The organism is Rhizobium ecuadorense, from assembly GCF_001187535.1.
GTDB lineage: Bacteria > Pseudomonadota > Alphaproteobacteria > Rhizobiales > Rhizobiaceae > Rhizobium > Rhizobium ecuadorense.
Genome location: NZ_LFIO01001796.1, coordinates 129692 through 152748 on the forward strand (window position 1 = coordinate 129692; position 23057 = coordinate 152748).

Genomic DNA, 23057 nt, shown 5'->3' on the forward strand with positions numbered 1-23057 from the left:
GCGTTTTGGCCCGGAAACATTCAGTTTACGCCATTATGGGGCTGGAAATTTCGCAATTTTCGCGTTATCCATGCACAACTTCAATCGCCAGCAGGGAGGGCCGTCATGAATATTTTGCTCGCTATGCGCTTTCCCGCCGTGATGCCGATTAAGGCGACGCGGCGCCGCTAGGGCGCATTTCTTCCCTGAATCTCCCTTTTTGATCCATTGTGCGGCTGCTTCAGCCTCGCCCCTTGAACGTTCGGTTCCCATATGTGCATGCAGTGCGCCGGGATGGCGCGAAGCCGGGAGCCGAAACGCTGACGTTTCGGAGCAATTTCATGTTTGGCTGGTTCGAACAGCGACTCAATCCCTTTCCGAGCGAGGAGCCCATCGCTCCGCCGAAGGGTCTGTTTGCCTTTTGCTGGCACTACAGCAAACCGGCAGCGCCCTGGCTCGGCCTGATGGCCGTGCTGACGGCGCTGATCGCCGTCGGCGAAGTGGCGCTCTTCCAGTTCCTCGGCGATATCGTCGACTGGTTGACCAATGCCGACCGCGCCACCTTCCTTGAGACGGAAGGCCACAAGCTGTTCTGGATGGCGGCGCTGGTGCTGATCGGCCTGCCGCTGACGGCCGGCCTCGATTCCCTCATCATGCACCAGATGCTGCTCGGCAATTATCCGATGAGCGCCCGCTGGCAGATGCATCGCTTCCTGCTGCGCCACAGCATGACATTCTTCGCCAACGAGTTTGCCGGGCGTGTGGCGACCAAGGTGATGCAGACCTCGCTGGCGGTGCGCGAGACGGTGATGAAGATCCTCGACGTCTTCGTCTATGTCGTGACGTACTTCCTGACGATGATCATCGTCATCGCAGCTGCCGATTGGCGGCTGATGATCCCGATCCTCGTCTGGCTCGCCGTCTATATCAGCATCGTCGCCTATTTCGTGCCGCGGCTTCGCAAGATCGCGGCGGCGCAAGCAGATGCGCGCTCGATGATGACGGGGCGCGTGGTCGACAGCTATACGAATATCGCCACCGTCAAGCTGTTTTCGCATGCCGGCCGCGAGGAGGTCTATGCCAGGGAAGGCATGGACGAGTTCCTGCAGACCGTACACAAGCAGATGCGCAAGGTGACGCTCTTCCACATCAGCGTCTACCTGAACAACTGCATCGCGCTCTTCGTCGTCTCGGGCATGTCGATCTGGTTCTGGCTGAACGGGGCGATCTCGGTCGGTGCGATTGCCATCGCCATCGGTCTTGCTATGCGCGTCAACGGTATGTCGCAATGGATCATGTGGGAAGTCTCGGCGCTGTTCGAGAATATCGGCACGGTCTATGACGGCATGGAGATGATGAGCAAACAGCACGACATCGTCGATAAGCCGGACGCTCCTCCCATGACGGCGAAAAAGGGCGCGATCCACTACGACCGCATCCGCTTCCACTACGGCAAGAGCAAGGGTGTCATCGACAACCTGTCGCTCGACATCAAGGCGGGCGAGAAGGTCGGTCTCGTCGGCCGCTCCGGCGCCGGCAAGACGACGCTGATGAACCTGCTGCTGCGCTTCTACGATCTGGAGGGCGGCCGCATCACCATCGACGGGCAGGACATATCAGGCGTCTCGCAGGAAAGCCTGCGCTCCCTGGTCGGCGTGGTGACGCAGGACACCTCGCTGCTGCATCGCTCGATCCGCGACAACATCGCCTATGGCCGTCCCGAGGCCTCGGATGCAGAGATCACCGAGGCCGCCAAGCGCGCGAATGCCTGGGAGTTCGTCGAAGGGCTCGTCGACATGCAGGGCCGCCAGGGGCTGGACGCGCAGGTCGGCGAACGCGGCGTCAAGCTGTCCGGCGGCCAGCGGCAGCGCATCGCGATCGCCCGGGTCTTCCTGAAGGACGCGCCGATCCTGGTGCTCGACGAGGCGACTTCGGCGCTCGATTCGGAAGTCGAGGCGGCGATTCAGGAAAACCTCTTCGCCCTGATGGAGGGCAAGACGGTCATCGCGATCGCCCACCGGCTGTCGACGCTGACGGAGATGGACCGGCTGATCGTGCTCGACAAGGGCCGGATCATCGAGGCCGGCTCCCACGGCGAACTGATCGGGAGCGGCGGCATCTACGCCGACCTCTGGAACCGCCAGTCCGGCGGCTTCCTCTCCGATCACGCCGAGGAGGCGGAAGAGGCGGCGGAATGATAGATGGCTCTCCCGGCGGAAGCGGGGAGGGCTTCTTAACAGTTGAGAACAGTTAAGAAGCTGTGGTACATTTGCTGATCCCAGCGAGGAATGTGCTTATGGCGACCGTAACGATCTCATTGCCCGACAGCCTCAAGGCTTTTGTCGAAAGCCAGATGGCCAGCAAGGGCTATGGCAATGTCAGCGAATATTTCCGGGGCCTCGTTCGGGATGCGCAGGAGCGCGAAAACGAGGCGCGGCTTGAGGCCTTGCTGCTCGAGGGCCTGGCATCTGGGGACGCCGTTGAGGCAACGCCCGCATTCTGGAGCGATCTGAGGAAGGAAGCCGCGCAGTTGCTGGCAGCGCAGAGCAAGAACAAGTCGCCATGAAGCTTGCCGTCAAACCGGCAGCTCGCGACGATATGTTGTTGCAGCTTTCCTATCTTGCGGAGCGTGGCGGAGAGGAACTCGGTCTGCGGTTTCTGCATGCCGCCGAACAGTCTTTCGTGCGTCTTCTCGAATATCCGAATTCTGGCACGCCGAAGACATTCGGCAATTCAAAACTGGCGTGCATAAGATCGTGGCCCGTTCCGGGTTTCGAGGATATTCGCGCCTATTATACCGTGGAACATGAATCGGTTACGATCTTGCGCGTTCTGCACGGCCGTCGGGATGTTGTAGGTATTCTCGGCGGGAATTGATGCCGCGCTTGCTCTGCGGCGGTTCAAAGACTGTCGGCCCAGTCGATGACGCGGTCATGTTCGACGAGGATGATGGTGTTGGCGGCGGCCAGCGTGCGCAGCGCGGCGATGCGGCGGTGCTCCTCCTGGTCGAGCCAGGCGGAAACGGCCTCGGTGACGATTTCGTCGCGCGGCAATGCCAGGTCGAGAGCCAGGGCATCGAGCCTTTCCGCGAGCGGAAGCGGAATATGCGCATCGAGCATTTTCGTTTCCATGAACCTTCTCTCCGGTGAAGCGCGATCGTATCGTCAGATTGTGACCGGTTCGGGGGTAATCAATGGCGATGCCGCCGATGTTATCGATCATTACCAAAATATAACATTGCGTCCGCTTTTCATTCCCTTTGCCGCCCCGCCCAATCCGCCTATATCGCTTCCATGTTCCTGCGCCCCATCCTTCGCCTGTTCGAAACCTGGATCGATCCGTTTCGTCCGCGCGCCAATCTTCAGCCGCCGGGCTCGACGCTCGGGTTTGTCTGGTTCTATATCGGCCAGGCGAGGATGCCGTTCATCGCCATGCTTATTCTCGGCGGCACATCGGCGGCAATCGAGGCGGCGCTTTTCTGGTTCGTCGGTCGACTGGTCGATATCCTCGGCAGTATCACACCCGGCGCCGGTTGGAGCGGTCTTCTGGCAGCCCATGGCGGCGAGCTGTTCGGCATGCTCGCTCTCATCGGGCTCGTGCGTTTTGTCGTCGCCTTCCTGATCGCGCTCGTCGATCAGCAGGTGATCACGCCGGGTTTCTATAATCTAGCACGTTGGCAATCTTATCTCCATGTCTCCCGGCAGTCTTTATCGTTCTTCCAGAGCGATTTCTCCGGACGCATCGTTACCAAGGTCTGGTCGGCCGGGCAGGCCACCGGGGATCTCGTCACCTCGCTGATGGAAAGCGTCTGGTTCGTCGGCATTTATGCGGTGACGACGCTCGTGCTCGTCGCCCGGCTGGACTTTTCCCTTGCCGCCGTCGTGCTGTTCTGGCTTGGCGCCTTCGGCCTACTTGCCCGCCACTTCGTTCCCAGGATCCGCCATCATTCCCGCGAAACGGCGGAGGCCGGATCGATGCTGAACGGCCGAATGGTCGATTCCTACAGCAACATGCAGACGCTGAAACTGTTTGCCCGCGACGAGGAAAGCGACCGCTACATGCGGCAGGGCTTCGATATCTTTCAGGATACGGTGCTGCGCTTCACCCGGTTCATCACCGGCGTCAGGGCTTCGATGGCGCTTCTCTCCGGCCTGATGATCGTGACGATGGCTGGACTGAGCGTCGATCTCTGGCTGCGCGGCCTGGTCAGCTCGGGTGCGGTGGCATTCTCGCTGGCACTGGTGCTCAGGCTGAATTTCCTGCTCGGGCGGCTGATGACGCAGTTCAACGGCATCATGCGCAATCTCGGCACCATCCAGAATGCCGCCGAGCTGATCTCCCAGCCTCTGGGGCTCGTCGATCGGCCGGATGCGAAGAGCCTGCTGATCCGGCAGCCCGGCATCCGCTTCGACAATGTTTCCTTTCGCTACGGCAAGGGTCACCTGCCGGTCGTCGAGAATTTCTCCCTGACAATCCATCCGGGCGAAAAGGTCGGGATCGTCGGACGTTCGGGCGCGGGCAAATCGACGCTGATGAACCTGCTGCTGCGCCTCTATGACATTCAGGACGGCCGCATCCTCATCGACGGCCAGGATATTGCAGCCGTGACGCAGGAATCGCTCAGAATGCAGATCGGCGTCGTCAGCCAGGATACCTCGCTGCTGCATCGTTCGGTGCGCGACAATATCCTGTTCGGACGGCCGGATGCCGGCGAGGAACGGTTGGTCGAGGCGGCCAGGCGCGCCGAAGCCATCGACTTCATCGAACGCCTGCAGGATCAGCAGGGCCGCAGAGGTTTCGATGCGCATGTCGGCGAACGCGGTGTCAAACTCTCAGGCGGGCAGCGGCAGCGCATTGCCATTGCCCGGGTCATGCTGAAGGACGCCCCGATCCTCGTTCTCGACGAAGCCACGTCAGCGCTCGATTCGGAAGTGGAGGAAGCGATCCAGTCCAATCTCCATCGGATCATGGAAGGCAAGACGGTGCTTGCGATCGCCCATCGGCTGTCGACGATCGCGGCACTCGACCGGCTGATCGTCGTCGATCTCGGCCGGATCATCGAGGAGGGCAGCCATGATCAACTGCTTCGCCGCGGCGGGCTCTATGCCGAACTCTGGGCACGCCAGTCCGGCGGCTTCCTCGCGGCGGACGAGGATGCGGGCTCAAGGGTCGATGGTGAATTCCGCCATCAGGCCAAAATGATTTGATCCGAAGCTTGTCTCGATGCGGCGGACCGATTTCAGCCGCAGAGGCGCCCGGCTGAAGACGTGATCGATCGGAATGCCGAAGGCGCCTGCCGCGATCGGCCATGTCGCCGGCTCCAGCGAGACCGTGCCCAAGCCTTGGCTGCGCATGAGATACTGCACGTCGGGCGCCAGAATCGACGTGTTGAAATCACCGGCAAGGACGAGCGGGCCCGGCAGGGACGGAATAATCTCGGCGAGATCCTCGATTTCTAGGCCGTGGAATTCGTCGTAATAGGGCTTGGTCAGGTGCGCGGCGAGGAAATTGACCTTCTGCCCGCCGAAATCGATCGTCGAGATCGTCAGCCGGTTGCGCCAGAGCAGCCCGAGATTGCGGATGCGGGGTTCGATGAGCGGGCGCTTCGACAGCACCAGCGTATCGCATTCCTGCATGCCGACGCCGCAGCCGATGTAATAGGGATAGGTCTTCAACAGCCGCGGCAGGTCCGACAGCAGCGGCTCGGCCTCCAGGATGCTGACGACGTCGGCGCCTGAGGCGATCGCCATGTCGGCGATATCGGCGCCGTTGGCGAAATTGTCATTCTCGATATTGAAGGACATCAGCTTGAAGAGGGCCGGGCGGCTCTCTTCGACGGCCGGCTCGACGAATTCGCGCATCATCACGACGCCGTGGACGGCAAGAACGACGGCTACGCCGAGCGTCAGCAGCGCATACCAGTGGCGTTTGACGAGAAGGGCTGCGACGGAAGCGGCTGCCGCGGCGACCGCCAGATGGACCTGGAAGCTGTAAAAGAAGGAAAGCAGATAGAAATCGGTGACATACCGCAGCGAGACAATGGCGAGGACGAGGGTTGTGAGAACGCTGAATACGCAAAAAATCGTGTCTCTCATCCGCTCCGGTCCGGCTCGCTGGCGTGGCTGCGATTGCGCCTATCACGGCGGCTTTTTTGTTGCAATGCAACATAAAGGTAAGCTCGTATTTGCCTTAAAAAATTCATCCGAAATTCCCGCGACATTGTGCCCTCATCCCCTTGCCAAGGCTGGACATAATTTGCGATCAAGCTTAGAACGCGCCGGATTGCCGGGGAATCTATGGCCGAATTGTGTCCAGATCGATTCGCCGGCAGAGGGGGCAGGGCGGAATTCCGCTATAATTGCGCAGAGGATGGTTAGGCCGTGAGCGAACACGTAACGACAAGCGAGGCTTCAGCAGAGCCTACTCGCCGTGATTTCCTTTATCTCACCACTGGAATGGCGGGTGCTGTCGGCGCCGTCGCGGTTGCCTGGCCGTTCATCGACCAGATGCGCCCGGATGCGTCGACGCTGGCTCTGGCTTCCATCGAAGTCGATGTCGCGAGCCTCGAGCCCGGTATGTCGCTGACGGTGAAGTGGCGCGGCAAGCCGATCTTCATTCGCAACCGTACGCCTGAGGAAGTGAAGGCAGCCGCCGATGTTCCGCTGGCCGATCTCAAGGACCCGGTCGCCCGCAATGCCAATCTGCCGCCCGAGGCTCAGGCAACGGGCGTCGATCGTTCAGGCGGCAAGGACAAGGAAAACTGGATCGTCATGATTGGCACCTGCACCCATCTCGGTTGTGTGCCGCTCGGCCAGGCCGGCGAATATAATGGTTGGTTCTGTCCCTGCCATGGCTCGGTTTATGATACGGCCGGCCGCATCCGTAAGGGTCCTGCGCCGCAGAATCTGGCGATTCCGACCTTTTCATTTATATCCGATACCAAGATCAAGATCGGTTGAGGGGAGACTGATTAATGAGTGGCCATTCCAGCTACGAGCCATCAACCGGCCTTGAGAAATGGGTCGATGCGCGCCTGCCTTTGCCGCGCATGGTCTATGACAGCTTCATTGCATATCCGGTTCCCAGGAACCTGAACTATGCCTATACGTTCGGTGCCATGCTCGCCGTCATGCTGATCGTACAGATCCTGACAGGCGTCACGCTCGCCATGCATTATGCCGCCGACACGTCGCTGGCTTTCAACTCTGTTGAAAAGATCATGCGCGACGTCAACCACGGCTGGCTGCTGCGCTATATGCATGCCAACGGCGCCTCCTTCTTCTTCGTGGCCGTTTACCTGCACATTGCCCGCGGCCTCTATTACGGTTCCTACAAGGCGCCGCGCGAAATTCTCTGGATCCTCGGCGTCGTCATCTACCTCCTGATGATGGCGACCGGCTTCATGGGCTATGTTCTGCCCTGGGGTCAGATGTCCTTCTGGGGCGCGACCGTCATCACCGGCTTCTTCTCAGCCTTCCCGCTGGTCGGCGAATGGATCCAGCAGTTCCTGCTTGGCGGCTTCGCCGTCGATCAGCCGACGCTGAACCGCTTCTTTTCGCTGCATTACCTGCTGCCCTTCATGATTGCCGGCGTCGTCGTCCTGCACATCTGGGCGCTGCACGTCACCGGCCAGACGAACCCGACCGGTATCGAGGTCAAGACCAAGACGGACACCGTGCGCTTCACGCCGTATGCGACGATGAAGGATGCGCTCGGCGTCTCCGTCTTCCTGCTGGTCTATGCCTATTTCGTCTTCTACCTGCCGAACTTCCTCGGCCATGCCGACAACTACATTCCGGCAGACCCGCTGAAGACGCCGGCCCACATCGTTCCGGAATGGTACTTCCTGCCGTTCTACGCGATGCTGCGTTCGATCACCTTCAACGTCGGCCCGATCGATTCCAAACTCGGCGGCGTGCTCGTCATGTTCGGCGCGATCATCGTGCTGTTCTTCCTGCCTTGGCTCGATACCTCTAAGGTCCGCTCGGCCGTCTACCGTCCCTGGTACAAGCTGTTCTACTGGCTGTTCGTGATCAATGCGATCATCCTCGGCTGGCTCGGCTCGCAGCCCGCGGAAGGCCTGTTCACCACGATTTCGCAGATCTGCACGCTCCTCTACTTCGCTTTCTTCCTGGTCGCGATGCCAGTTCTCGGCCTTGTCGAGACACCGCGGCGCATCCCGAACTCGATCACCGAAGCGGTGCTCGAAAAGCGCAACAAGACAGCAGCAGCCAGTGCTGCGGCCAATGCGTAAGCGCGCGACGGAAGGAAACAGAAATATGAAAACGCTTGTTGCAAGCATTCTTCCGCTCGCAGTCGCTGCCCTTCTGGGCAGCGCCGCCTTCGCCGAGGAAGCCACGCCCGCCAATGGCGCGGCGCCCGCCCATCACGAGGAAGGTGCGACGCCGCACTATCCGCTGAAGGAGCCCAAGGAGGAAGAGTGGAGTTTTGCCGGTCCGTTCGGCCATTACGACAAGGCTCAGCTTCAGCGCGGCCTCAAGGTCTACACCGAAGTCTGTTCCGCCTGCCATTCGATGAACCTCGTGCCTTTCCGAATGCTCGACGAGCTCGGCTACAACGAGGCGCAGGTGAAGGCTTTCGCCGCGAACTACGAGGTCCAGGACGGGCCGAATGCGGCCGGCGAGATGTTTACCCGCAAGGCAGTCCCCTCCGATCACTTCCCGGCGCCTTTCGCCAATGCGGAGGCGGCCGCCGCTTCCAACAACGGCGCGGCTCCGCCTGACTTTTCGCTGATCGCCAAGGCCCGCGAAGTCGAGCGCGGCTTCCCGCGTTTCGTCTTTGACATCTTCACGCAGTATCAGGAGAACGGTCCGGATTATATCCACGCACTGTTGACCGGCTATGAAGAGCCGCCGGCCGGTTTCCAGGTGCCGCAGGGCGGGCATTACAACCCTTATTTCCATGCTGCCGCCGTCCTCGCCATGCCGAAGCCGCTCTCCGACGGCCAAGTGACCTATGACGATGGCGCGCCGCAGACCGTTGACCAGTATTCCAAGGACGTCTCTTCCTTCCTGATGTGGGCCGCCGAGCCGCATCTCGAAGAGCGCAAGCGGACTGGCTTCATGGTCATGATCTTCCTGGCGATCTTCACGGTGCTGATCTACCTGACGAAGCGCTCGGTCTACGCCAACAAGGAACACTGAACGTTCCCGATCAACATTCAAAAGGCGGCTTCGGCCGCCTTTTTTGTTGGTTCCGCCCCGGGCAATTGATAGGGTGCCGCCGATTTAAAGCGCTCGCAGATATGGACTTTCCATGGACAAGAATATGACTTCGGAGCTTGCCGCCAGCATCCGCTCCATTCCAGACTATCCCAAGCCCGGCATCATCTTCCGCGACATCACCACGCTGCTCGGTAACCCCCGCGCTTTCCGCCGGGCGGTCGATGAACTTGTGCAGCCCTATGCCGGGACGAAGATCGACAAGATCGCCGGCATGGAGGCACGCGGCTTCATCCTCGGCGGCGCGGTGGCGCACCAGCTTTCCTCCGGCTTCGTACCGATCCGCAAGAAGGGCAAGCTGCCGCACGATACGGTGCGCATCGCCTACAGCCTGGAATATGGCGTCGACGAGATGGAGATGCATCGCGACGCGGTGCAGCCCGGCGAAAAGGTGATCCTGGTGGACGACCTGATCGCCACCGGCGGTACTGCCGTGGGTGCGACCAAGCTGCTGCGCCAGATCGGCGCCGAGGTGGTCGGCGCCTGTTTCGTTATCGATCTGCCGGACCTTGGCGGCCGCAAGAAGCTGGAAGAGCTCGGCGTCGTCGTGCACACGCTGGTCGAATTCTCCGGCCACTGAGTCCGTAGACATTCCCCAGCAGCGTCAGTCGAATTCGAGCACGCCGCTTTCGAAGCGCATGACGGCTTCGCCGTTCTGATTGATGCCTTCGCAGAGAATGGTGTTGAGGTGCCAGCCCGGCCGCGACGCGAGCGGCCGGCTGGAGAGGAGGGCGACGGAATAGGTCACGACGTCGCCCGGGAAGATCGGCCGCAGCCATTGCAGTTTCTGAAAGCCCGGCGAGGGGCCGAGGTTCGGCGCCTTCAGGCCCCTTTGGGCGAGGGCGACGCTCTGGCTTTTCCAGAAGGCGAGGAACGTCCGCATCCAGGCGGCGGTGGTGTGCCAGCCCGACGCACAAAGACCGCCGAAGAGGGTGTCCTTGGCGGCTTCTTTATCGACATGAAAACGCTGCGGATCGTGACGTCTGGCGAAGCGGATGATGTTTTCCTCGGTGAAAGTGTAGCTGCCGATCTCGGCCTTCTCGCCGACGGCGTAAAGCTCGGACATTCTCATGCCAATACCTCCGGGCTCGTGCCGATCCCCGGCGCGAGGCGCATGCGGATCATGACCGAATTTTCCGAGAGACAGACGAGCTCGCCGCGCTGATTTTCCACCTCGTGGCGGAACTTGGCGATTCCGATGCCGGGGCGCGAGCGCATCGGCCGGGCTTCAAGCACGGTCGAGTGACCCTGCAATGTATCGCCTGAAAGCACCGGCTTTCGCCATTCCATCAGGTCGATACCCGGCGCACCCTCGCAGAGCGCGTTCAGGATGTAACTGTCGGCCATCATGCGCATGAGCATCGCGGACGTATGCCAGCCGGAGGCGGCGAGACCGCCGAGAATGCTGGCGCGGCCGGCAGCCTCGTCGAGATGCATCGGCTGCGGGTCGAATTCCGCTGCAAACTCGATGATCTCCTCGGCGAGCACCAGCTTCGGGCCGAGGGCGAAGCGTCGACCGGGCTCAAAATCCTCGAAGGAAAGCTTTTCTGCCGACATTCGCTTCTCCCGCCATATGCAGCGCCTGGAACAGGATTCAGATTTTAGGCCGGATCAGCCTAAAATCTGAATCCTGTTCTACATTAAAGAGTTAGAGCATGATGTCGCCCGAAAACCGCTCACATTTTTCGGCATCATGCTCTATTGCTTACAATAGCATCCGCGTGGGCTCAATGATTCCGGGGAGATAAACCGGTATGACGGAACTAAGGTCTATACTCGAGGAGGCAGTGCGCCAGGACCTGATTTCGTCAGAGGCGGGCGGGCGGCTCTTGCCGTTCTTGAGCGAGCGCGGCGTTGCTGTCGTCGAAGAGCCGGCAACGAGCGCCGAGGGGCGGGCCTGGTCGGATACCGAGACACCGCGCTTCGTGCGCGGGTTCCACGACGTGCTGATCACCATCGGAGTCATCGTGGCGCTTTGCGGCCTCTGGGGGCTTGCCGCACTTTATGCTGTGCTGCCTGCCATCATCGTGCTTTCGGAAATACTGGTGTACCGCCAGCGTCTCGCTTTGCCGGCCGTCAGCCTGACGATCGCGCTGTTCTGCTGGACAGGATTGTTGATGTCCCATTTCTTCCCGCCGTGGACGCCGACCTCCCAATCCTTCGGAGCGGAGGCGACGCAGTTCGTCGCCGGCTTCCCGATGCTTCTCGGCGTCTATTACGTCCGCTACCGCGTGCCGCTGTCGCTGGCGCTCTCTATCATGTCGGCGCTTGCTTTCGTCCTCACCCTGCTTTTGCGGCTGGTGCAATGGGCAAGCGGCAATCCGGCGTTTTTCCTCGATCATCCCGCCGTGCTGGCGCTGGTTTCCCTGATCTGCGCGCTCGGACTGTTTGCGATGGCGCTTTTTTTCGATCTCGGCGACCGGCTGCGGCGGACGACGCGTTCGGATATTGCCTTCTGGCTGCATCTCGGGGCGGCGCCGGCGCTGCTCTACAGCACCGTTTCCCTGCTGTCTTTAGGGGCAGACGTCCGTATCCTCGACGTCGCGAACATGTCGGCGCGGACACCCGTGGTCGTCGCGACGGTGACGGCGCTGATGCTGATCGGTCTCGTCATCGACCGGCGCGCCTTCGTGACATCTGGGCTGCTGTCGCTCGGCGTCGCGATCTTCAGCGTCGTCAGGCGGGGAAACGCTACGGTCGACACCTACATCTTCACAACGCTGATCGTTGTCGGCGCGATCGTATTGATCATCGGCACCGGCTGGATGCCGCTTCGGCGGCTGGTGCTCAGGGCACTGCCGCCGGCAATCGCAAACAGGCTGCCGCCAGGTTGAGGCGGCAGCGCTCCTTTATTTAGGTATTGAAGCGGAAGTGGATGACGTCGCCGTCCTGGACGACATATTCCTTGCCTTCGTCGCGCGCCTTGCCGGCATCCTTGGCGCCGACTTCGCCGTTGTACTTGATGTAATCGTCATAGGCGATGGTGTTGGCGCGGATGAAGCCGCGCTCGAAATCCGAATGGATGACGCCGGCCGCCTGCGGCGCCTTGGTGCCGCGCTCGATCGTCCAGGCGCGCGTTTCCTTCGGGCCGACGGTGAAATAGGTGATGAGGTGGAGCAGCTTGTAGCCGGCGCGGATCAGCCGGTCGAGGCCTGCCTCGTCGAGGTCGAGGGCGGAGAGGAATTCCTTGGCTTCATCTTCGGGAAGCTGGGCGACCTCAGCTTCGATCGCTGCCGAGATAACGACGGTTTCGGCGCCCTGTTCCCGCGCCATGGCGGCGACGGCCTCGGTGAATTCGTTGCCTGTGGAGGCCTCAGCCTCGGCGACGTTGCAGACGTAGAGCACCGGATGCGAAGTCAAAAGGTTGAGACCCTTGAGGATTGCGATTTCCTCGGCATCGAGCGTCGACAGCAGCGTGCGCACCGGCTTGCCTTCGTTGAGCAGTTTCAGCGAGGCTTCCATGATCGGCAGCATCGCCACCGATTCCTTGTCCTTGCTGGTGGCGCGCTTTCGCGTCTGCTCGGTGCGGCGCTCCAGGCTTTCGAGGTCGGCGAGCATAAGCTCGGTTTCGATGGTCTCGGCATCGGCGACCGGGTTGATGCGGCCTTCGACATGGGTGATGTCGCTGTCTTCGAAGCAGCGCAGCACATGCACGATGGCGTCGACTTCGCGGATATTGGCGAGGAACTGGTTGCCGAGGCCTTCGCCTTTCGAGGCGCCTCGCACCAGGCCGGCGATATCGACAAAGGAGATGCGGGTCGGGATCAGTTCCTTCGACTTGGCGATGTCGGCAAGCTTGCGCATGCGCGGATCGGGCACGGCGACTTCGCCGGTATTCGGCTCGATCGTGCAGAAGGGATAATTCGCCGCCTGTGCCGCCGCCGTTTTGGTGAGCGCGTTGAAGAGGGTCGATTTGCCGACGTTCGGCAGACCGACGATGCCGCATTTGAAGCCCATGGCTAAAACCTGCTGTTCTTGAATTCCTTGCTGGTGCCTATGGGATAAAGGAGCAATATGGTCAAGTCTTAGAGAGGTTTTAGCGTCGTTCACTTGCCGACCAATCCGTGCTGACCTATTGTTAAAAGCGACGGAGATTTCGGCGCATTGCGGATTTCACCGGGGTGTGCCCTCGCTCAGATGCAATTGACCGCATCGATGTCGCAGCCGGCGAGCGGTTTTGCTCGTTTGAAGCTTGGAGCCGCGACGGCTGACTACCGAAAATTCGTCATCGACTGATTAGCTGTTTTGAAGATCGCTGACCCCATGTCATCAACGGGTGGATTTTCCGATGAGTGACAATGACGTTGCCCTGAAACCGAAGGCCAAGGTGAAGCCGAAGCTCGACAAGCCGAAGCTCTATAAGGTCATCCTCGTCAATGACGATTATACCCCACGCGAATTCGTCATCGTGATCCTGAAGTCCGTCTTCCGCATGAGCGAGGAGACAGGCTACAGGGTGATGATGACGGCGCACAAGCTCGGCTCCTGCGTGGTCGTTGTCTGCGCCAGGGATATTGCCGAGACCAAGGCCAAGGAAGGTATCGACCTTGCCAAGGAGATGGGCTTTCCGCTGATGTTCACGACGGAGCCGGAGGAATAGCGCGTGTTCAGGGCCGGCGGATCTGATAGCCGGTCTTATCCTGCAGAAAACCGCAATTCTTGTAAAAGCGATGCGTCGCCGGGTTCGTCGAGCCGGTGAGCAGCATCACCTTGTAGCAGCCGGCCTTCCAGGCCTCGGTCACCGCATGGCCGATGACAGCACCGGCATAACCGCGCTGGCGGTGATCGGCATGGGTGACGACGTTTTCGATCAGCGCATAGGAAGCGCCGTTTCGCGTCAGGTTCGGCACGACGATCAGCGTGACGGTGGCGGCGGCGACATCGCAGGCGAAGCCGATGAATACGGTCATGCCGGGCTGAGCAATGATGGCCGAGAATCGCTCTTCGGCCATGGCCCTTTCGAGGAACGGATCGGTAGGGTTCAAATGCTGATAGAGGATGGTCAGCCCCGGGAGATCGCCTGCAGCGGCTGGACGGATGGCGAAATCCAGGTTCGGCACCGGCCTCATTCCCCCTTGTTGCCGAACATCTTCTTCAGCATGTCGGCCATCGGGCCGGTGGCCAGCACCTTCGGCTGATTGTGGTTGCGGGCCTGATGGATATGCGACTGGCCGGCCGGCTTCTTTTCGGTAGTCTTGCTGTCTTTCCGCCGCTTCTCCTCCTCGGCCTTGCCGCCGAGCGCCAGCGCGATCTTGTTCATCAGTTGCGAATCCTCATTTCGCACCAGCATGTCGGCATTGTCGGCAAGCGTATCGAGAAGCGGCTCCAGCCAAGCCTTGTCGGCCTTGGCGAAATCGCCGAGCACGTGGTTCTGCACCATTTCCTTGATGCCGGGATGGCCGATGCCGAGCCGCAGCCGCCGGTACTCCTTGCCGCAATGGGCGTCCAGCGACCGGATGCCGTTGTGGCCGCCATGGCCGCCGCCGGTTTTCAGCCGCGCCTTGCCTGGGGGAAGGTCGAGTTCGTCATAGATCGCGACGAGATCGGCGGGCTGGAGCTTATAAAAGCGCATCGCCTCGCCGACAGCCTCGCCGGAGAGGTTCATGAAGGTCTGCGGCTTGATCAGCAGCACCTTCTTGCCGCCGAGCTCGCCTTCGGCGATCTCGGCCCTGAATTTCTTCGACCAGGGGGAGAAGCTGTGGCGCCGATGAATGGCGTCGACGGCCATGAAGCCGATATTGTGGCGGTTGCCGGCGTATTTGCCGCCGGGATTGCCGAGACCCGCGATGATCAGCATGGCCTGTCGTCCTCGCTTAACTTTTGCCCACGTTCACCACCCGGAAACGAGAACAAAGTCAAGCGGAAAGGGCAAGCCCGCCGGCAGCGTCATTCCGACAGGTTCATACCGTATTTCAGGAAGATCTGCTTCTGGACGCCATCGGCGATCAGCTTGTCGAGGGCCGCCTGCATCCTGGCGCGCAGATCGTCCGGAAAACTCTTCTCGCAGGCAATGCTCATCGGTTGGGCGGAGAGCACGGTCACCATTTCCACCGGCTGGTCGGCCTTCAGCTTTTCGAAATAAAGTTCCGAAATCGGCATCATGTCGATACGCCCGCCGAGCAGCTTGCGCAGCGTCGCGTTGAAGTCGCTGGCGACATCAAGCTTGGTGAAACCCTTCTCCTTCAGGATCGTCTCGGTATAATCCTCGCGCTGGGTGCCAACCGTATATTTCTTCGCCTCGTCCAGATTGCCGGCGGTGACGCCAGAGCCTTTGCGGGTGATCAGGATGTTGCGATCGATGAGCAGCGGTTCGACCCATTTGAACAACGGGTCGCGTGCGCTGTTGTGGGCGGTCGCGAAGACGCAGGTCATCGGTGCGGTGCGGGCGAGGCCGAAGGCGCGCGCCCAGGGCATGATCTCGATCGTGTAGTCGACGCCGATCGCGGCCATTACCTTTTCGACCTGCTCGACGGTCGCGCCCTTGATCTCCTTGCCGTCGCGATAATTGAAGGGGGCGTAATCCTCGGTGGTGAAGGTCACCGTTTGCGCATGGGCGGCGCAGGGCAGCGCCAGGCATGCGAGAAGCAGGAGCTTTTTCATCATCTCATCTCCCTTGTTCATGAGGCGCGTGCGACGGCCGATTGCGAGGCCATCAGTTCCTCGATCAGTACGGCTGCGTGCTGCGGACGGTGGAAGAGGTAGCCCTGGCCGTAATCAAGCCCCATCTGATGGAGCGTGCGGCATTCCTCTTCGGTCTCGATGCCCTCGGCGATGACGGTACAGTTCATCTTGTGAGAGAGCGTGGTAATGCCTTCGATCAGCATGCGGCTCTTCTGGCGCACGTTGTCGTCGCCATCGTTGATCGCGCGGGTGAAGGACTGGTCGATCTTGATGATATCGACAGGGAAGCGGTTGAGGTAGCTCAGCGACGAATAGCCGGTGCCGAAATCGTCGAGCGCGATACGGCAGCCGAAACGGCGAAGCTCGGTGACGATCATGCGGATCTGCGGGTTGTCGTGCATCAGCACGGCTTCGGTGATCTCGACGACGATGCGTTCCGGGCGGATGCCGTGGCGGCCGACAATGGCGGCGAGACGCGCCGGCAGTGCGGGCTCGAACTGCAGCGGCGAGAAGTTGATGGCGAGATAGGTATCCTCCATGCCCGATATGCGGGAAATCTTCGCGAGGTTGGCGATCGCCTTCTCCATGATGACATTGCCGACGCGGACAATCTTTGCCGTCTCTTCGGCGACGCTGATGATCTCGGCCGGCGGCATCAAGCCCTTCTGCGGATGGTTGAGGCGCATCAGCGCTTCGAAACCGGCGATACCGCGACCGTTCAGATTGACGATTGGCTGCAGGAAGGCCTCGAACCAGTTGTCGATGAGACCGGCTTCGATATTGGCCTCGATCTCGGCGCGGCTGCGGGCCCGGTCGAGCATGGCGTTGTCGAAAAGCTGCGCGCCATTTTTGCCGTCGCGTTTCTTGGCATACATCGCCAGGTCGGATTTCTGCAGCAGTTCGGCCGCGGTTGCGGCATGGTGCGGATAGATGGCGATGCCGACGGAGGCACTCAGATGCATGTCGGGGGCGAAGGGCGTATCGAAGATCGAGGCGATCTGCTCGCACATCATCCTGGCGCGTTTTTCGGCGTCCTTCGCCGGCAATAGGATGGCAAATTCGTCGCCGCCGAGACGGGCGGCCTCGTCGGAGGGAGCGAGATAGATCTTCAGTCGCTCGACGAGCTCGACCAGCGCCATGTCGCCGGCGGCATGGCCCATATTGTCGTTGATCCACTTGAAGCGATCGAGATCGACGAAGAGGCAGGCGAGTTCCTGGCCGGCCGCGTCGGCGGCGGCGATCTTGTTGTCGAGGACGGCTTCGAAGCCCTGGCGGTTGAGCAGCCCGGTCAGGTGATCGGTGATCGCCTGGCGATGGTTGCGGTCCTCGGAGGCCTTGAGTTCGGTCACATCGGTCATGACCGAGAGCGAGAGGCGATCGGGCGCGCCAGCTTCAGCTTCCGATTCCATGATGAGGACGTCCATGGTGCGGCCGTCCAGGCAAACGAATTTGACGGTGACCGTCATACTGCTTTCGGCCTGGCGGCGCTTGACGAATTTGTCGCGGGTGGTCGATGTGACGAGATCGGCGAAGTTGCGGCCGATGACGGCGGCGCGATTATAACCGGTGGCAAGCAGCCAGTAATCGCTGACGGCGGTGATACGGTCTTCCTCGTCGAGCGAGAAGAGCATGGCAGGCGTCAGATTATAGATGTCGGTGGCGCGGCGGTGAGCGAACTTCAGCTCCTTTTCCTCGCTTTCAAGCTTGGTCTGCATCTCGTTGAAGCTGCGGGCAAGCCGTCCCATCTCATCGTTCGACTGCCAGTCGACATGATGGCGGGAGCCGAGCTGCCGGGTTGCCTCGATCGCTGCTATCAGCCGCATCAGCGGCTGGATGACGAAGAAACGGTTGCCGATCAGCGCCGTGCCGAAAACGGTCAGTACGGCGAAGATGAAGATCGAGATGAAGACGACCTCTTCCTGCTTGAGGCCGGAAAACAAGCCGAGTGCGGGATAATAAACGCTGATGCTGCCGAGATTCTTCGGGCCGTCGACGGTATTGTAGACAATGGCGCGCGACACCTGAACGAGCTTGCCGTCGAAGGAACGCGGGATGGTGGATTGGCTGACGTCGAGCTGGCCCGACTGGTCGCGCACTTCGACCTTGACGATGGCGCCCTGGGAAACGACCGTCGCGCTGATCTGGGTGACGCTCTCCTCATCGAGATCCCAGAGCGGCTTTGCCAGCGCCTGGGCATTGGCGACCAGAAGAACGGAAATATGATCGCGTATTTCCTTGTCGGCCCGTTCCGAGGAAAGGAAAAGGAAGAGAACAAAGAGAGGAGCGACAAAAACGAGCAGCGCTCCGCAAACAATTCCAAAAAATCTGTTCTCAACGGAATTGTTCATGGTTCCGTCTTCTCCCCCAGGCCGACCCTATCTGCTGTCGCGCGTTAAGACGGGCTTCTTCGCAGCTGACGAAGCATGCTTTCACGAATACGTTAAATGTTGCTGAAACAGGGACTTGCCGGGCAATCAAAAGCCCGACTTCCCAGTGAACTGGCTCCTGAAAGTTGGACGACAACCTTTCAGGGGTCAGTTCACGGGAAAGCGGGCCGTATGCTTTACCAATTGGTCGAAGCGATCAGGCTTCGGCTTCGCCTTCCGCGGCGCTCTCGTCGACGCCGGCAGCCGGAGCGATGATGGTCGCGATCGTGAAGTCGCGGTCGATGACTGTCGTGACGCCCTTCGGAAGGGTGACTTCCGAAATATGGATGCTGTCGCCGATCTTCTTGCCGCTGAGGTCAACGTTGAAGAATTCCGGGATCGCATCGGCCGGGCAATGAACTTCGACTTCATGGCGAACGATGTTCAGAACGCCGCCGACCTTGAGGCCCTGGGACTTCTCTTCGTTGATGAAGTGAACCGGGATTTCGACGGTCACCTGGGTGTTGCCGGAGACGCGCAGGAAATCGACATGCATCGTGAAGTCGCGGACCGGATCGAGCTGGTAGTCCTTCGGCAGAACCTTGTACTTCTTGCCGTCGACTTCGATCGTCGCCACGGTGGTCATGAAACCGCCGGCATGAATGCGCTTCGTCACCTCATTGGTGTTGAGAGCGATGGCAATGGGGGCCTGCTTGTCACCATAGATGACAGCGGGAATCAAACCGTTGCGGCGAAGTTCACGGGCGGACCCCTTACCAACCCGTTCGCGCGCCTCGGCCTTGAGCTCGTAAGTTTCCTGGCTCATGGCTATTCCTTTCGAGGTTATTTGGAGAGTTCGTCGGCGGGCAAAAGCCTTGTTCCGTCGAACCGGAGGCGGGTTTCCCCATCCTCATCCGCGTTGCCTCCAAGGGTGTCTACACGGACCGGTGGCCTATATTATAAGTCGCTCGGAAACGCAAGTTGCGGATTAAGCCTGTTTTTGGCAAAGCGAATGCCGCGTCCGGGAGGCAATGTTTGCGCTTACTGCGAAACCCGCAGTCCCGCAAAGCGGCAAAATCGGCAGTCCCGTTATAGCCGAGGTTGACATCGGCGCGCTTCCTCTCTTTGGATGCCGCAATCAAAAAAGCGGCTGAGGAGAAATCGGACTATGCGTCTTAAACTTGTCACGGCAACGAGCTTGCTGGCACTTTGCCTTGTCACTACGGCCCAGAGCGCCGAGATCAACCAGGACGGCGCCAATGCGCTCAAAGGCAGCCTGACAAAGCTGCTGCCGGAGGAACTGGCGAAGAGCGGCCTGATCACCGTCAATCCGACCGGCACGCGCTACGAGATCATTTACGATCTGGCAAAGCTGCTTTCCAAAGCCGATCCGGCAAAATTCACGATCAACGGGCTGACGCCGTTCTCGACATTCGCCACACCGCTCGACAGCGGGCTCTGGAACATCGAAGGCGACAATCAGTTCGATGTCTCCGGCCATTTCAAGGGTCCTGACCAAAAGCCGACGGATTTCTCCTATTCCATTGCTTCTCTTGTCTATGCTGGCATCTTCGATCCGGCGATCAGCTACCTACGCTCCAGCACCGCCACGGCAAAGGACATCAAGCTCACCAGCAAGTCTGAGACCGAAGAAGTCAGCGCCAGCATCGCCAGCATGGATCAGAAGCTGAATTCGACCGACAGTGCGGGCGGCAATGGGCGTATTGATGTCGTCGGCAGCGGCTCGGCGTCGACTTTCGTCGAGAAGGTTTCCGGCGCACAAATGCCGCCCGTCGAAATCCGTGCCGACTCGATCGACGTCGAAGCCAAGATAAATGGTCTGCCGGCCAAGCAGATCCGCGACATGGTCTTCTTCATTCTCGATCATGCCGACGAGAAGGAACTAAGCCCCGAAAATAGCGCCAAGGTGAAGGGGATACTCAAGGAAGCCTTCCCGCTTCTTGCTTCGTTCAGCGAGACGATTGGCGTCAACAATCTGACCGTCAGCAGCCAGTTGGGCAATGGCGGTGTCAAGGCGTTTGGTTACAACGTGGCTATGGACGGGCCGAGCGATGCCATGCGCTTCGGCTTCGGCATGAATGCGCAAGATATCAGCCTCGACAGTCCGCTGATGCCGCCAAGCTATTCGACTTTCATGCCGACCAGTTTCGATCTGCAAGTTGCCGTGCCGAATTTGGACTTCGCCAGTTTTGGCGATGCCTTGATGGCGATGGATTTCAAGGACAATGCGCCGGAGGCGAGCGGCGAAGAGATGGGCAAGAAGCTCTTCCGCGACGGTCGCCTCGCCGTCGAGTTTCCGCAGATCAGCGCTAAGTCGGATGTTTACGACATCGACGTGACGGGCAAGATCGAAGGACGGATCGACACCGAGAAGGACTATTCGATGGAGGCGACGATCCTTGCCCGCGATCTGGACAAGACGATCGCCGCGGTTCAGGAGCTTGCCAAGACGGATCCCGATCTCAACCAGGTCTCCTTCGGCATCATGATGGTGAAGGGCTTCGCCAAGACCGATGCAGACGGCCGTTCGCGCTGGGATATCAGCATCAGCCGCGACGGCGCGGTTGCCGTTAACGGACAGGTGGTCAAGGGGCCGGACGCTCCGGATCAAGATCAGGGGACGGAGTCAGACCAGGAGCAGGAACCGGATCAGGGCCAGGATGCGGTACCTGCGCCGCCGCAGCAGCCTTGAGCGTTATCAATCGGGATAAGAAACAAAAGAAGCCGGCCTTGTGCCGGCTTTTTGCGCCTTACGTGACAAGCTTCGCGGAATGATCGGAACGGCGGTTTATTCTGGGCTTTCGTTTCCAGCAATTCATGCTGCTCTGTGAGCATGCCCGGTAATAGCCTGGTCCATCTGATGCAAGAGCCGGTCGAATGCCGGCTCTTTTTAATCGAAGAGGCTGGAGACCGACTCTTCCTGAGCCGTTCGGCTGATGGCTTCGCCGATCAGCGGCGCCGTCGTTACGATGCGGATGTTGTGTGCCGAGAGCACGGCCGTCGTCGGCTGGATCGAATCCGTAATGACGAGTTCGCGCAGCTTCGAGGAGGTGACGCGGGTGACCGCGCCGCCGGAGAGGACGCCGTGGGTGATATAGGCGGTGACGCTGGCTGCGCCCTTGGCGAGCATCGCGTCGGCCGCGTTGCAGAGCGTGCCGCCGGAATCGACGATGTCGTCGATCAGCAGGCAGTCCTTGCCGGCGATGTCGCCGATGATGTTCATCACTTCCGATTCACCCGGCCGATCGCGACGCTTGTCGACGATGGCCAGAAGACAGTCCAGCCGCTTGGCAAGCGCGCGGGCGCGAACCACGCCGCCGACATCGGGCGAAACGACCACGACGTTGCTGAGGTCGTAATGGCTCTTGATGTCGCGCGTCAGCACGGGCAGGGCGAAGAGATTGTCTGTGGGGATGTCGAAGAAGCCCTGGATCTGCCCGGCATGGAGATCGAGCGTCATGACGCGGTCGGCGCCGGCTTCGGTAATGAGGTTCGCGACCAGCTTGGCGGAGATCGGCGTGCGGCCTGAGGCGCGACGGTCCTGACGTGCATAGCCGAAATAGGGAAGCACCGCGGTGATGCGGCGGGCTGAGGAACGACGCATCGCGTCGATCATGATCAGCAGTTCCATCAGGTGGTCGTTGGCAGGGAAGGCGGTGGGCTGCACGAGGAAAACATCCTCGCCGCGCACATTTTCCTGGATTTCCACGAAGATTTCCTGATCGGCAAATCTTCGAACACTGGCTCTCCCCAAGGGAACGTTGAGATAGGTGCAGATCGCTTCGGCGAGTTGCCGGTTCGAATTGCCTGCGAAAACCTTCATTTTGGTCCGCCCGTTATGCGCTGATAGCCGCGCTTTTTAGCCAGCTTCCCCGTGAATGCAAGGGCAAAGGCGCCACAGGCTTTCATATTTGCGAAAAGTTTGTGACTAACCGCCCCGCGCCTGCCGCCAGGAGGAGAATTCCGCGATGGTTTTCGAGCCGATCTGCTGCATCACCGAGGCGGGAACTCCCGCCCAGGGGTCGGCCGCCGCCGTCGGCACGCTTTCCTGCCCCTGGATGCGGTGCAGGCGGCCGCCGGCACTGTCGAGCACGTCCCAGACATAGACCACGGTGACCTTGCCGTCGTCGCTGAAGGCGGAGAGATAACCTTTGAGAATGTAGTCGCTGCTCGCATCGGTCGAGCTCTTGATGGAAAGGCCGTGCGCGCGCGCTTCGGCGCCGAGCTGGCGCGAGAGCGGGGTCACCGCCTGCACCGGTGCGCCGATGATCGGCAGGAAGCGCACGGTGTTGCCGCGGGCAGAGGAGGAACCGGGGAGGGCGGCGGTCTGTTGCGGCTGTTGCATCTCGACCGGCTGAGCCGACTGTGCGGGAGGCGCACCGCCGGAAGCCGGCGGTGGCAGCGATTGTTCCTCGATCGGGGCGGAGGCGGCCGGCGAGGAACTGTTCCTCGACAGGGCATCCGCCTGTTCCTGCATTGTCGTCGGCGGTGCGCCGGTGCCGGGCCGATAGGCCTGCTGCGACTGATCGTAAGCTGGATGGTAGCCACCCGGCTGGGAGCTTTGGGCGAAGACCCGCTGGCGTGTGCCCGCCAGACGCTCGGCCTCGCCCTGCGTCACCGGGCTCGACGACGCGCGCGCGGAGGAATCGCCGATATCGACCTGCGGCGTCAGCGCATCGGTGGTATTGCAGGCGGTCAGCAGAGCCGTGACGACCAGGAGGGTGGGCACAATCGCAGCTCGCGTCATCCCTTGATCCGTCCTTTCCACAATCGCGTCAGCCCCGTCCGAATTTATGCGGGCGGGGGCGGGCGTCTGTCAATTCCGGAT

23 protein-coding genes are annotated in these 23057 nt (G+C 60.6%); 11 read left to right on the forward strand and 12 right to left on the reverse strand.

Annotation, left to right across the window (positions count from 1 at the left end):
* Positions 1 to 320 precede the first annotated feature (320 nt).
* The 3 genes from AF337_RS37885 to AF337_RS41460 all read left to right on the forward strand — a co-directional run bounded on the left by AF337_RS37885 (position 321) and on the right by AF337_RS41460 (position 2856).
* Positions 321 to 2177 (forward strand): ABC transporter ATP-binding protein, encoded by a 1857-nt coding sequence (locus AF337_RS37885; protein WP_049736179.1) that lies wholly within the window; start codon positions 321 to 323, stop codon positions 2175 to 2177.
* 98 nt (positions 2178 to 2275) lie between these two features.
* Complete coding sequence (locus AF337_RS37890) at positions 2276 to 2545, forward strand: ribbon-helix-helix domain-containing protein (protein WP_049736180.1); 270 nt, start codon at positions 2276 to 2278, stop codon at positions 2543 to 2545.
* Positions 2542 to 2856, forward strand: a complete 315-nt coding sequence (locus AF337_RS41460; protein ID WP_082336912.1) for a type II toxin-antitoxin system RelE/ParE family toxin — start codon at positions 2542 to 2544, stop codon at positions 2854 to 2856. Before AF337_RS37890 ends, AF337_RS41460 begins: the two co-directional genes overlap by 4 nt.
* A gap of 23 nt (positions 2857 to 2879) precedes the next feature.
* Here the strand turns inward: AF337_RS41460 and AF337_RS37900 are convergent, their stop codons facing one another.
* The gene (locus AF337_RS37900; RefSeq protein WP_049736181.1) at positions 2880 to 3110 is read right to left on the reverse strand and encodes a hypothetical protein; all 231 of its coding nucleotides are present in this window, start codon (positions 3108 to 3110) and stop codon (positions 2880 to 2882) included.
* A 162-nt stretch (positions 3111 to 3272) separates the two neighbouring features.
* On the opposite strand from AF337_RS37900, the gene AF337_RS37905 reads away from it, so the two are divergent.
* Positions 3273 to 5186 (forward strand): ABC transporter ATP-binding protein, encoded by a 1914-nt coding sequence (locus AF337_RS37905; RefSeq protein ID WP_049736182.1) that lies wholly within the window; start codon positions 3273 to 3275, stop codon positions 5184 to 5186.
* Here AF337_RS37905 and AF337_RS37910 read toward each other — a convergent pair.
* Complete coding sequence (locus tag AF337_RS37910; RefSeq protein WP_049736183.1) at positions 5142 to 6074, reverse strand: endonuclease/exonuclease/phosphatase family protein; 933 nt, start codon at positions 6072 to 6074, stop codon at positions 5142 to 5144. The two genes, AF337_RS37905 and AF337_RS37910, sit on opposite strands and share 45 nt — an antisense overlap.
* Before the next feature lie 285 nt (positions 6075 to 6359).
* Here AF337_RS37910 and petA point away from each other — a divergent pair, with 285 nt between their 5' ends.
* The 4 genes from petA to AF337_RS37930 all read left to right on the forward strand — a co-directional run bounded on the left by petA (position 6360) and on the right by AF337_RS37930 (position 9801).
* On the forward strand, positions 6360 to 6938 hold the full coding sequence (gene petA / locus AF337_RS37915; protein ID WP_082336913.1) for a ubiquinol-cytochrome c reductase iron-sulfur subunit: 579 nt from the start codon (positions 6360 to 6362) through the stop codon (positions 6936 to 6938).
* Positions 6939 to 6952: 14 nt separating this feature from the next.
* A complete protein-coding gene (locus AF337_RS37920; protein ID WP_049736184.1) occupies positions 6953 to 8233 on the forward strand; it encodes a cytochrome b in 1281 nt (426 codons plus the stop codon).
* 25 nt (positions 8234 to 8258) lie between these two features.
* Positions 8259 to 9143 carry a cytochrome c1 gene (locus AF337_RS37925; RefSeq protein WP_049736185.1) on the forward strand — a complete coding sequence of 295 codons (885 nt, stop codon included), beginning with the start codon at positions 8259 to 8261 and terminating at the stop codon, positions 9141 to 9143.
* 112 nt (positions 9144 to 9255) lie between these two features.
* The gene (locus AF337_RS37930) at positions 9256 to 9801 is read left to right on the forward strand and encodes an adenine phosphoribosyltransferase (RefSeq protein ID WP_049736186.1); all 546 of its coding nucleotides are present in this window, start codon (positions 9256 to 9258) and stop codon (positions 9799 to 9801) included.
* 24 nt (positions 9802 to 9825) lie between these two features.
* Here the strand turns inward: AF337_RS37930 and AF337_RS37935 are convergent, their stop codons facing one another.
* Together AF337_RS37935 and AF337_RS37940 are read right to left on the reverse strand one after the other, a co-directional pair.
* On the reverse strand, positions 9826 to 10293 hold the full coding sequence (locus tag AF337_RS37935) for a MaoC family dehydratase (protein WP_049736187.1): 468 nt from the start codon (positions 10291 to 10293) through the stop codon (positions 9826 to 9828).
* Complete coding sequence (locus AF337_RS37940; RefSeq protein WP_049736188.1) at positions 10290 to 10778, reverse strand: MaoC family dehydratase; 489 nt, start codon at positions 10776 to 10778, stop codon at positions 10290 to 10292. Before AF337_RS37940 ends, AF337_RS37935 begins: the two co-directional genes overlap by 4 nt.
* 197 nt (positions 10779 to 10975) lie before the next feature.
* On the opposite strand from AF337_RS37940, the gene AF337_RS37945 reads away from it, so the two are divergent.
* Entirely contained in the window at positions 10976 to 12055 is a 1080-nt protein-coding gene (locus tag AF337_RS37945; RefSeq protein ID WP_049736189.1) for a hypothetical protein, read from the forward strand.
* A gap of 19 nt (positions 12056 to 12074) precedes the next feature.
* On the opposite strand, the gene ychF is transcribed toward AF337_RS37945, so the two are convergent.
* Complete coding sequence (ychF, locus tag AF337_RS37950; protein WP_049736190.1) at positions 12075 to 13178, reverse strand: redox-regulated ATPase YchF; 1104 nt, start codon at positions 13176 to 13178, stop codon at positions 12075 to 12077.
* A gap of 331 nt (positions 13179 to 13509) precedes the next feature.
* Between ychF and clpS the strand changes: the two genes are divergently transcribed.
* Positions 13510 to 13821: an ATP-dependent Clp protease adapter ClpS gene (gene clpS / locus AF337_RS37955; protein ID WP_049736292.1), complete on the forward strand. Its 312-nt coding sequence runs from the start codon at positions 13510 to 13512 to the stop codon at positions 13819 to 13821.
* 7 nt (positions 13822 to 13828) lie between these two features.
* Here the strand turns inward: clpS and AF337_RS37960 are convergent, their stop codons facing one another.
* The 5 genes from AF337_RS37960 to AF337_RS37980 all read right to left on the reverse strand — a co-directional run bounded on the left by AF337_RS37960 (position 13829) and on the right by AF337_RS37980 (position 19034).
* Positions 13829 to 14290: a GNAT family N-acetyltransferase gene (locus AF337_RS37960; protein WP_049736191.1), complete on the reverse strand. Its 462-nt coding sequence runs from the start codon at positions 14288 to 14290 to the stop codon at positions 13829 to 13831.
* The gene (gene pth, locus AF337_RS37965) at positions 14287 to 15018 is read right to left on the reverse strand and encodes an aminoacyl-tRNA hydrolase (protein WP_049736192.1); all 732 of its coding nucleotides are present in this window, start codon (positions 15016 to 15018) and stop codon (positions 14287 to 14289) included. The genes AF337_RS37960 and pth overlap by 4 nt, the downstream gene beginning before the upstream one ends.
* Before the next feature lie 89 nt (positions 15019 to 15107).
* Positions 15108 to 15821, reverse strand: coding sequence for a substrate-binding periplasmic protein (locus AF337_RS37970; protein WP_049736293.1), 714 nt, complete (start codon positions 15819 to 15821; stop codon positions 15108 to 15110).
* A 17-nt stretch (positions 15822 to 15838) separates the two neighbouring features.
* Entirely contained in the window at positions 15839 to 18190 is a 2352-nt protein-coding gene (locus AF337_RS37975; RefSeq protein ID WP_049736193.1) for an EAL domain-containing protein, read from the reverse strand.
* Between the two features lie 235 nt (positions 18191 to 18425).
* Positions 18426 to 19034 carry a 50S ribosomal protein L25/general stress protein Ctc gene (locus tag AF337_RS37980; RefSeq protein WP_049736194.1) on the reverse strand — a complete coding sequence of 203 codons (609 nt, stop codon included), beginning with the start codon at positions 19032 to 19034 and terminating at the stop codon, positions 18426 to 18428.
* A 342-nt stretch (positions 19035 to 19376) separates the two neighbouring features.
* On the opposite strand from AF337_RS37980, the gene AF337_RS37985 reads away from it, so the two are divergent.
* On the forward strand, positions 19377 to 20921 hold the full coding sequence (locus AF337_RS37985; protein ID WP_049736195.1) for a hypothetical protein: 1545 nt from the start codon (positions 19377 to 19379) through the stop codon (positions 20919 to 20921).
* A gap of 198 nt (positions 20922 to 21119) precedes the next feature.
* Here the strand turns inward: AF337_RS37985 and AF337_RS37990 are convergent, their stop codons facing one another.
* Positions 21120 to 22052 (reverse strand): ribose-phosphate pyrophosphokinase, encoded by a 933-nt coding sequence (locus tag AF337_RS37990; RefSeq protein WP_049736196.1) that lies wholly within the window; start codon positions 22050 to 22052, stop codon positions 21120 to 21122.
* A 105-nt stretch (positions 22053 to 22157) separates the two neighbouring features.
* Positions 22158 to 22976 (reverse strand): hypothetical protein, encoded by an 819-nt coding sequence (locus AF337_RS37995; RefSeq protein ID WP_049736197.1) that lies wholly within the window; start codon positions 22974 to 22976, stop codon positions 22158 to 22160.
* Positions 22977 to 23057: the final 81 nt, after the last annotated feature.

Bases quoted from the DNA above. Each gene is read 5' to 3' on its own strand.
- AF337_RS37935 (WP_049736187.1), bottom strand. From the start codon at position 10,293: ATGAGAATGTCCGAGCTTTACGCCGTCGGCGAGAAGGCCGAGATCGGC.
- AF337_RS37975 (WP_049736193.1), bottom strand. From the start codon at position 18,190: ATGAACAATTCCGTTGAGAACAGATTTTTTGGAATTGTTTGCGGAGCG.
- AF337_RS37990 (WP_049736196.1), bottom strand. From the start codon at position 22,052: ATGAAGGTTTTCGCAGGCAATTCGAACCGGCAACTCGCCGAAGCGATC.
- AF337_RS37960 (WP_049736191.1), bottom strand. From the start codon at position 14,290: ATGAGGCCGGTGCCGAACCTGGATTTCGCCATCCGTCCAGCCGCTGCA.
- AF337_RS37890 (WP_049736180.1), top strand. From the start codon at position 2,276: ATGGCGACCGTAACGATCTCATTGCCCGACAGCCTCAAGGCTTTTGTC.
- ychF (WP_049736190.1), bottom strand. From the start codon at position 13,178: ATGGGCTTCAAATGCGGCATCGTCGGTCTGCCGAACGTCGGCAAATCG.
- AF337_RS41460 (WP_082336912.1), top strand. From the start codon at position 2,542: ATGAAGCTTGCCGTCAAACCGGCAGCTCGCGACGATATGTTGTTGCAG.
- AF337_RS37930 (WP_049736186.1), top strand. From the start codon at position 9,256: ATGGACAAGAATATGACTTCGGAGCTTGCCGCCAGCATCCGCTCCATT.
- AF337_RS37945 (WP_049736189.1), top strand. From the start codon at position 10,976: ATGACGGAACTAAGGTCTATACTCGAGGAGGCAGTGCGCCAGGACCTG.
- AF337_RS37905 (WP_049736182.1), top strand. From the start codon at position 3,273: ATGTTCCTGCGCCCCATCCTTCGCCTGTTCGAAACCTGGATCGATCCG.
- AF337_RS37970 (WP_049736293.1), bottom strand. From the start codon at position 15,821: ATGAAAAAGCTCCTGCTTCTCGCATGCCTGGCGCTGCCCTGCGCCGCC.
- pth (WP_049736192.1), bottom strand. From the start codon at position 15,018: ATGCTGATCATCGCGGGTCTCGGCAATCCCGGCGGCAAATACGCCGGC.
- AF337_RS37920 (WP_049736184.1), top strand. From the start codon at position 6,953: ATGAGTGGCCATTCCAGCTACGAGCCATCAACCGGCCTTGAGAAATGG.
- AF337_RS37910 (WP_049736183.1), bottom strand. From the start codon at position 6,074: ATGAGAGACACGATTTTTTGCGTATTCAGCGTTCTCACAACCCTCGTC.
- AF337_RS37900 (WP_049736181.1), bottom strand. From the start codon at position 3,110: ATGGAAACGAAAATGCTCGATGCGCATATTCCGCTTCCGCTCGCGGAA.
- AF337_RS37940 (WP_049736188.1), bottom strand. From the start codon at position 10,778: ATGTCGGCAGAAAAGCTTTCCTTCGAGGATTTTGAGCCCGGTCGACGC.
- clpS (WP_049736292.1), top strand. From the start codon at position 13,510: ATGAGTGACAATGACGTTGCCCTGAAACCGAAGGCCAAGGTGAAGCCG.
- AF337_RS37980 (WP_049736194.1), bottom strand. From the start codon at position 19,034: ATGAGCCAGGAAACTTACGAGCTCAAGGCCGAGGCGCGCGAACGGGTT.
- AF337_RS37995 (WP_049736197.1), bottom strand. From the start codon at position 22,976: ATGACGCGAGCTGCGATTGTGCCCACCCTCCTGGTCGTCACGGCTCTG.
- AF337_RS37925 (WP_049736185.1), top strand. From the start codon at position 8,259: ATGAAAACGCTTGTTGCAAGCATTCTTCCGCTCGCAGTCGCTGCCCTT.
- AF337_RS37985 (WP_049736195.1), top strand. From the start codon at position 19,377: ATGCGTCTTAAACTTGTCACGGCAACGAGCTTGCTGGCACTTTGCCTT.
- AF337_RS37885 (WP_049736179.1), top strand. From the start codon at position 321: ATGTTTGGCTGGTTCGAACAGCGACTCAATCCCTTTCCGAGCGAGGAG.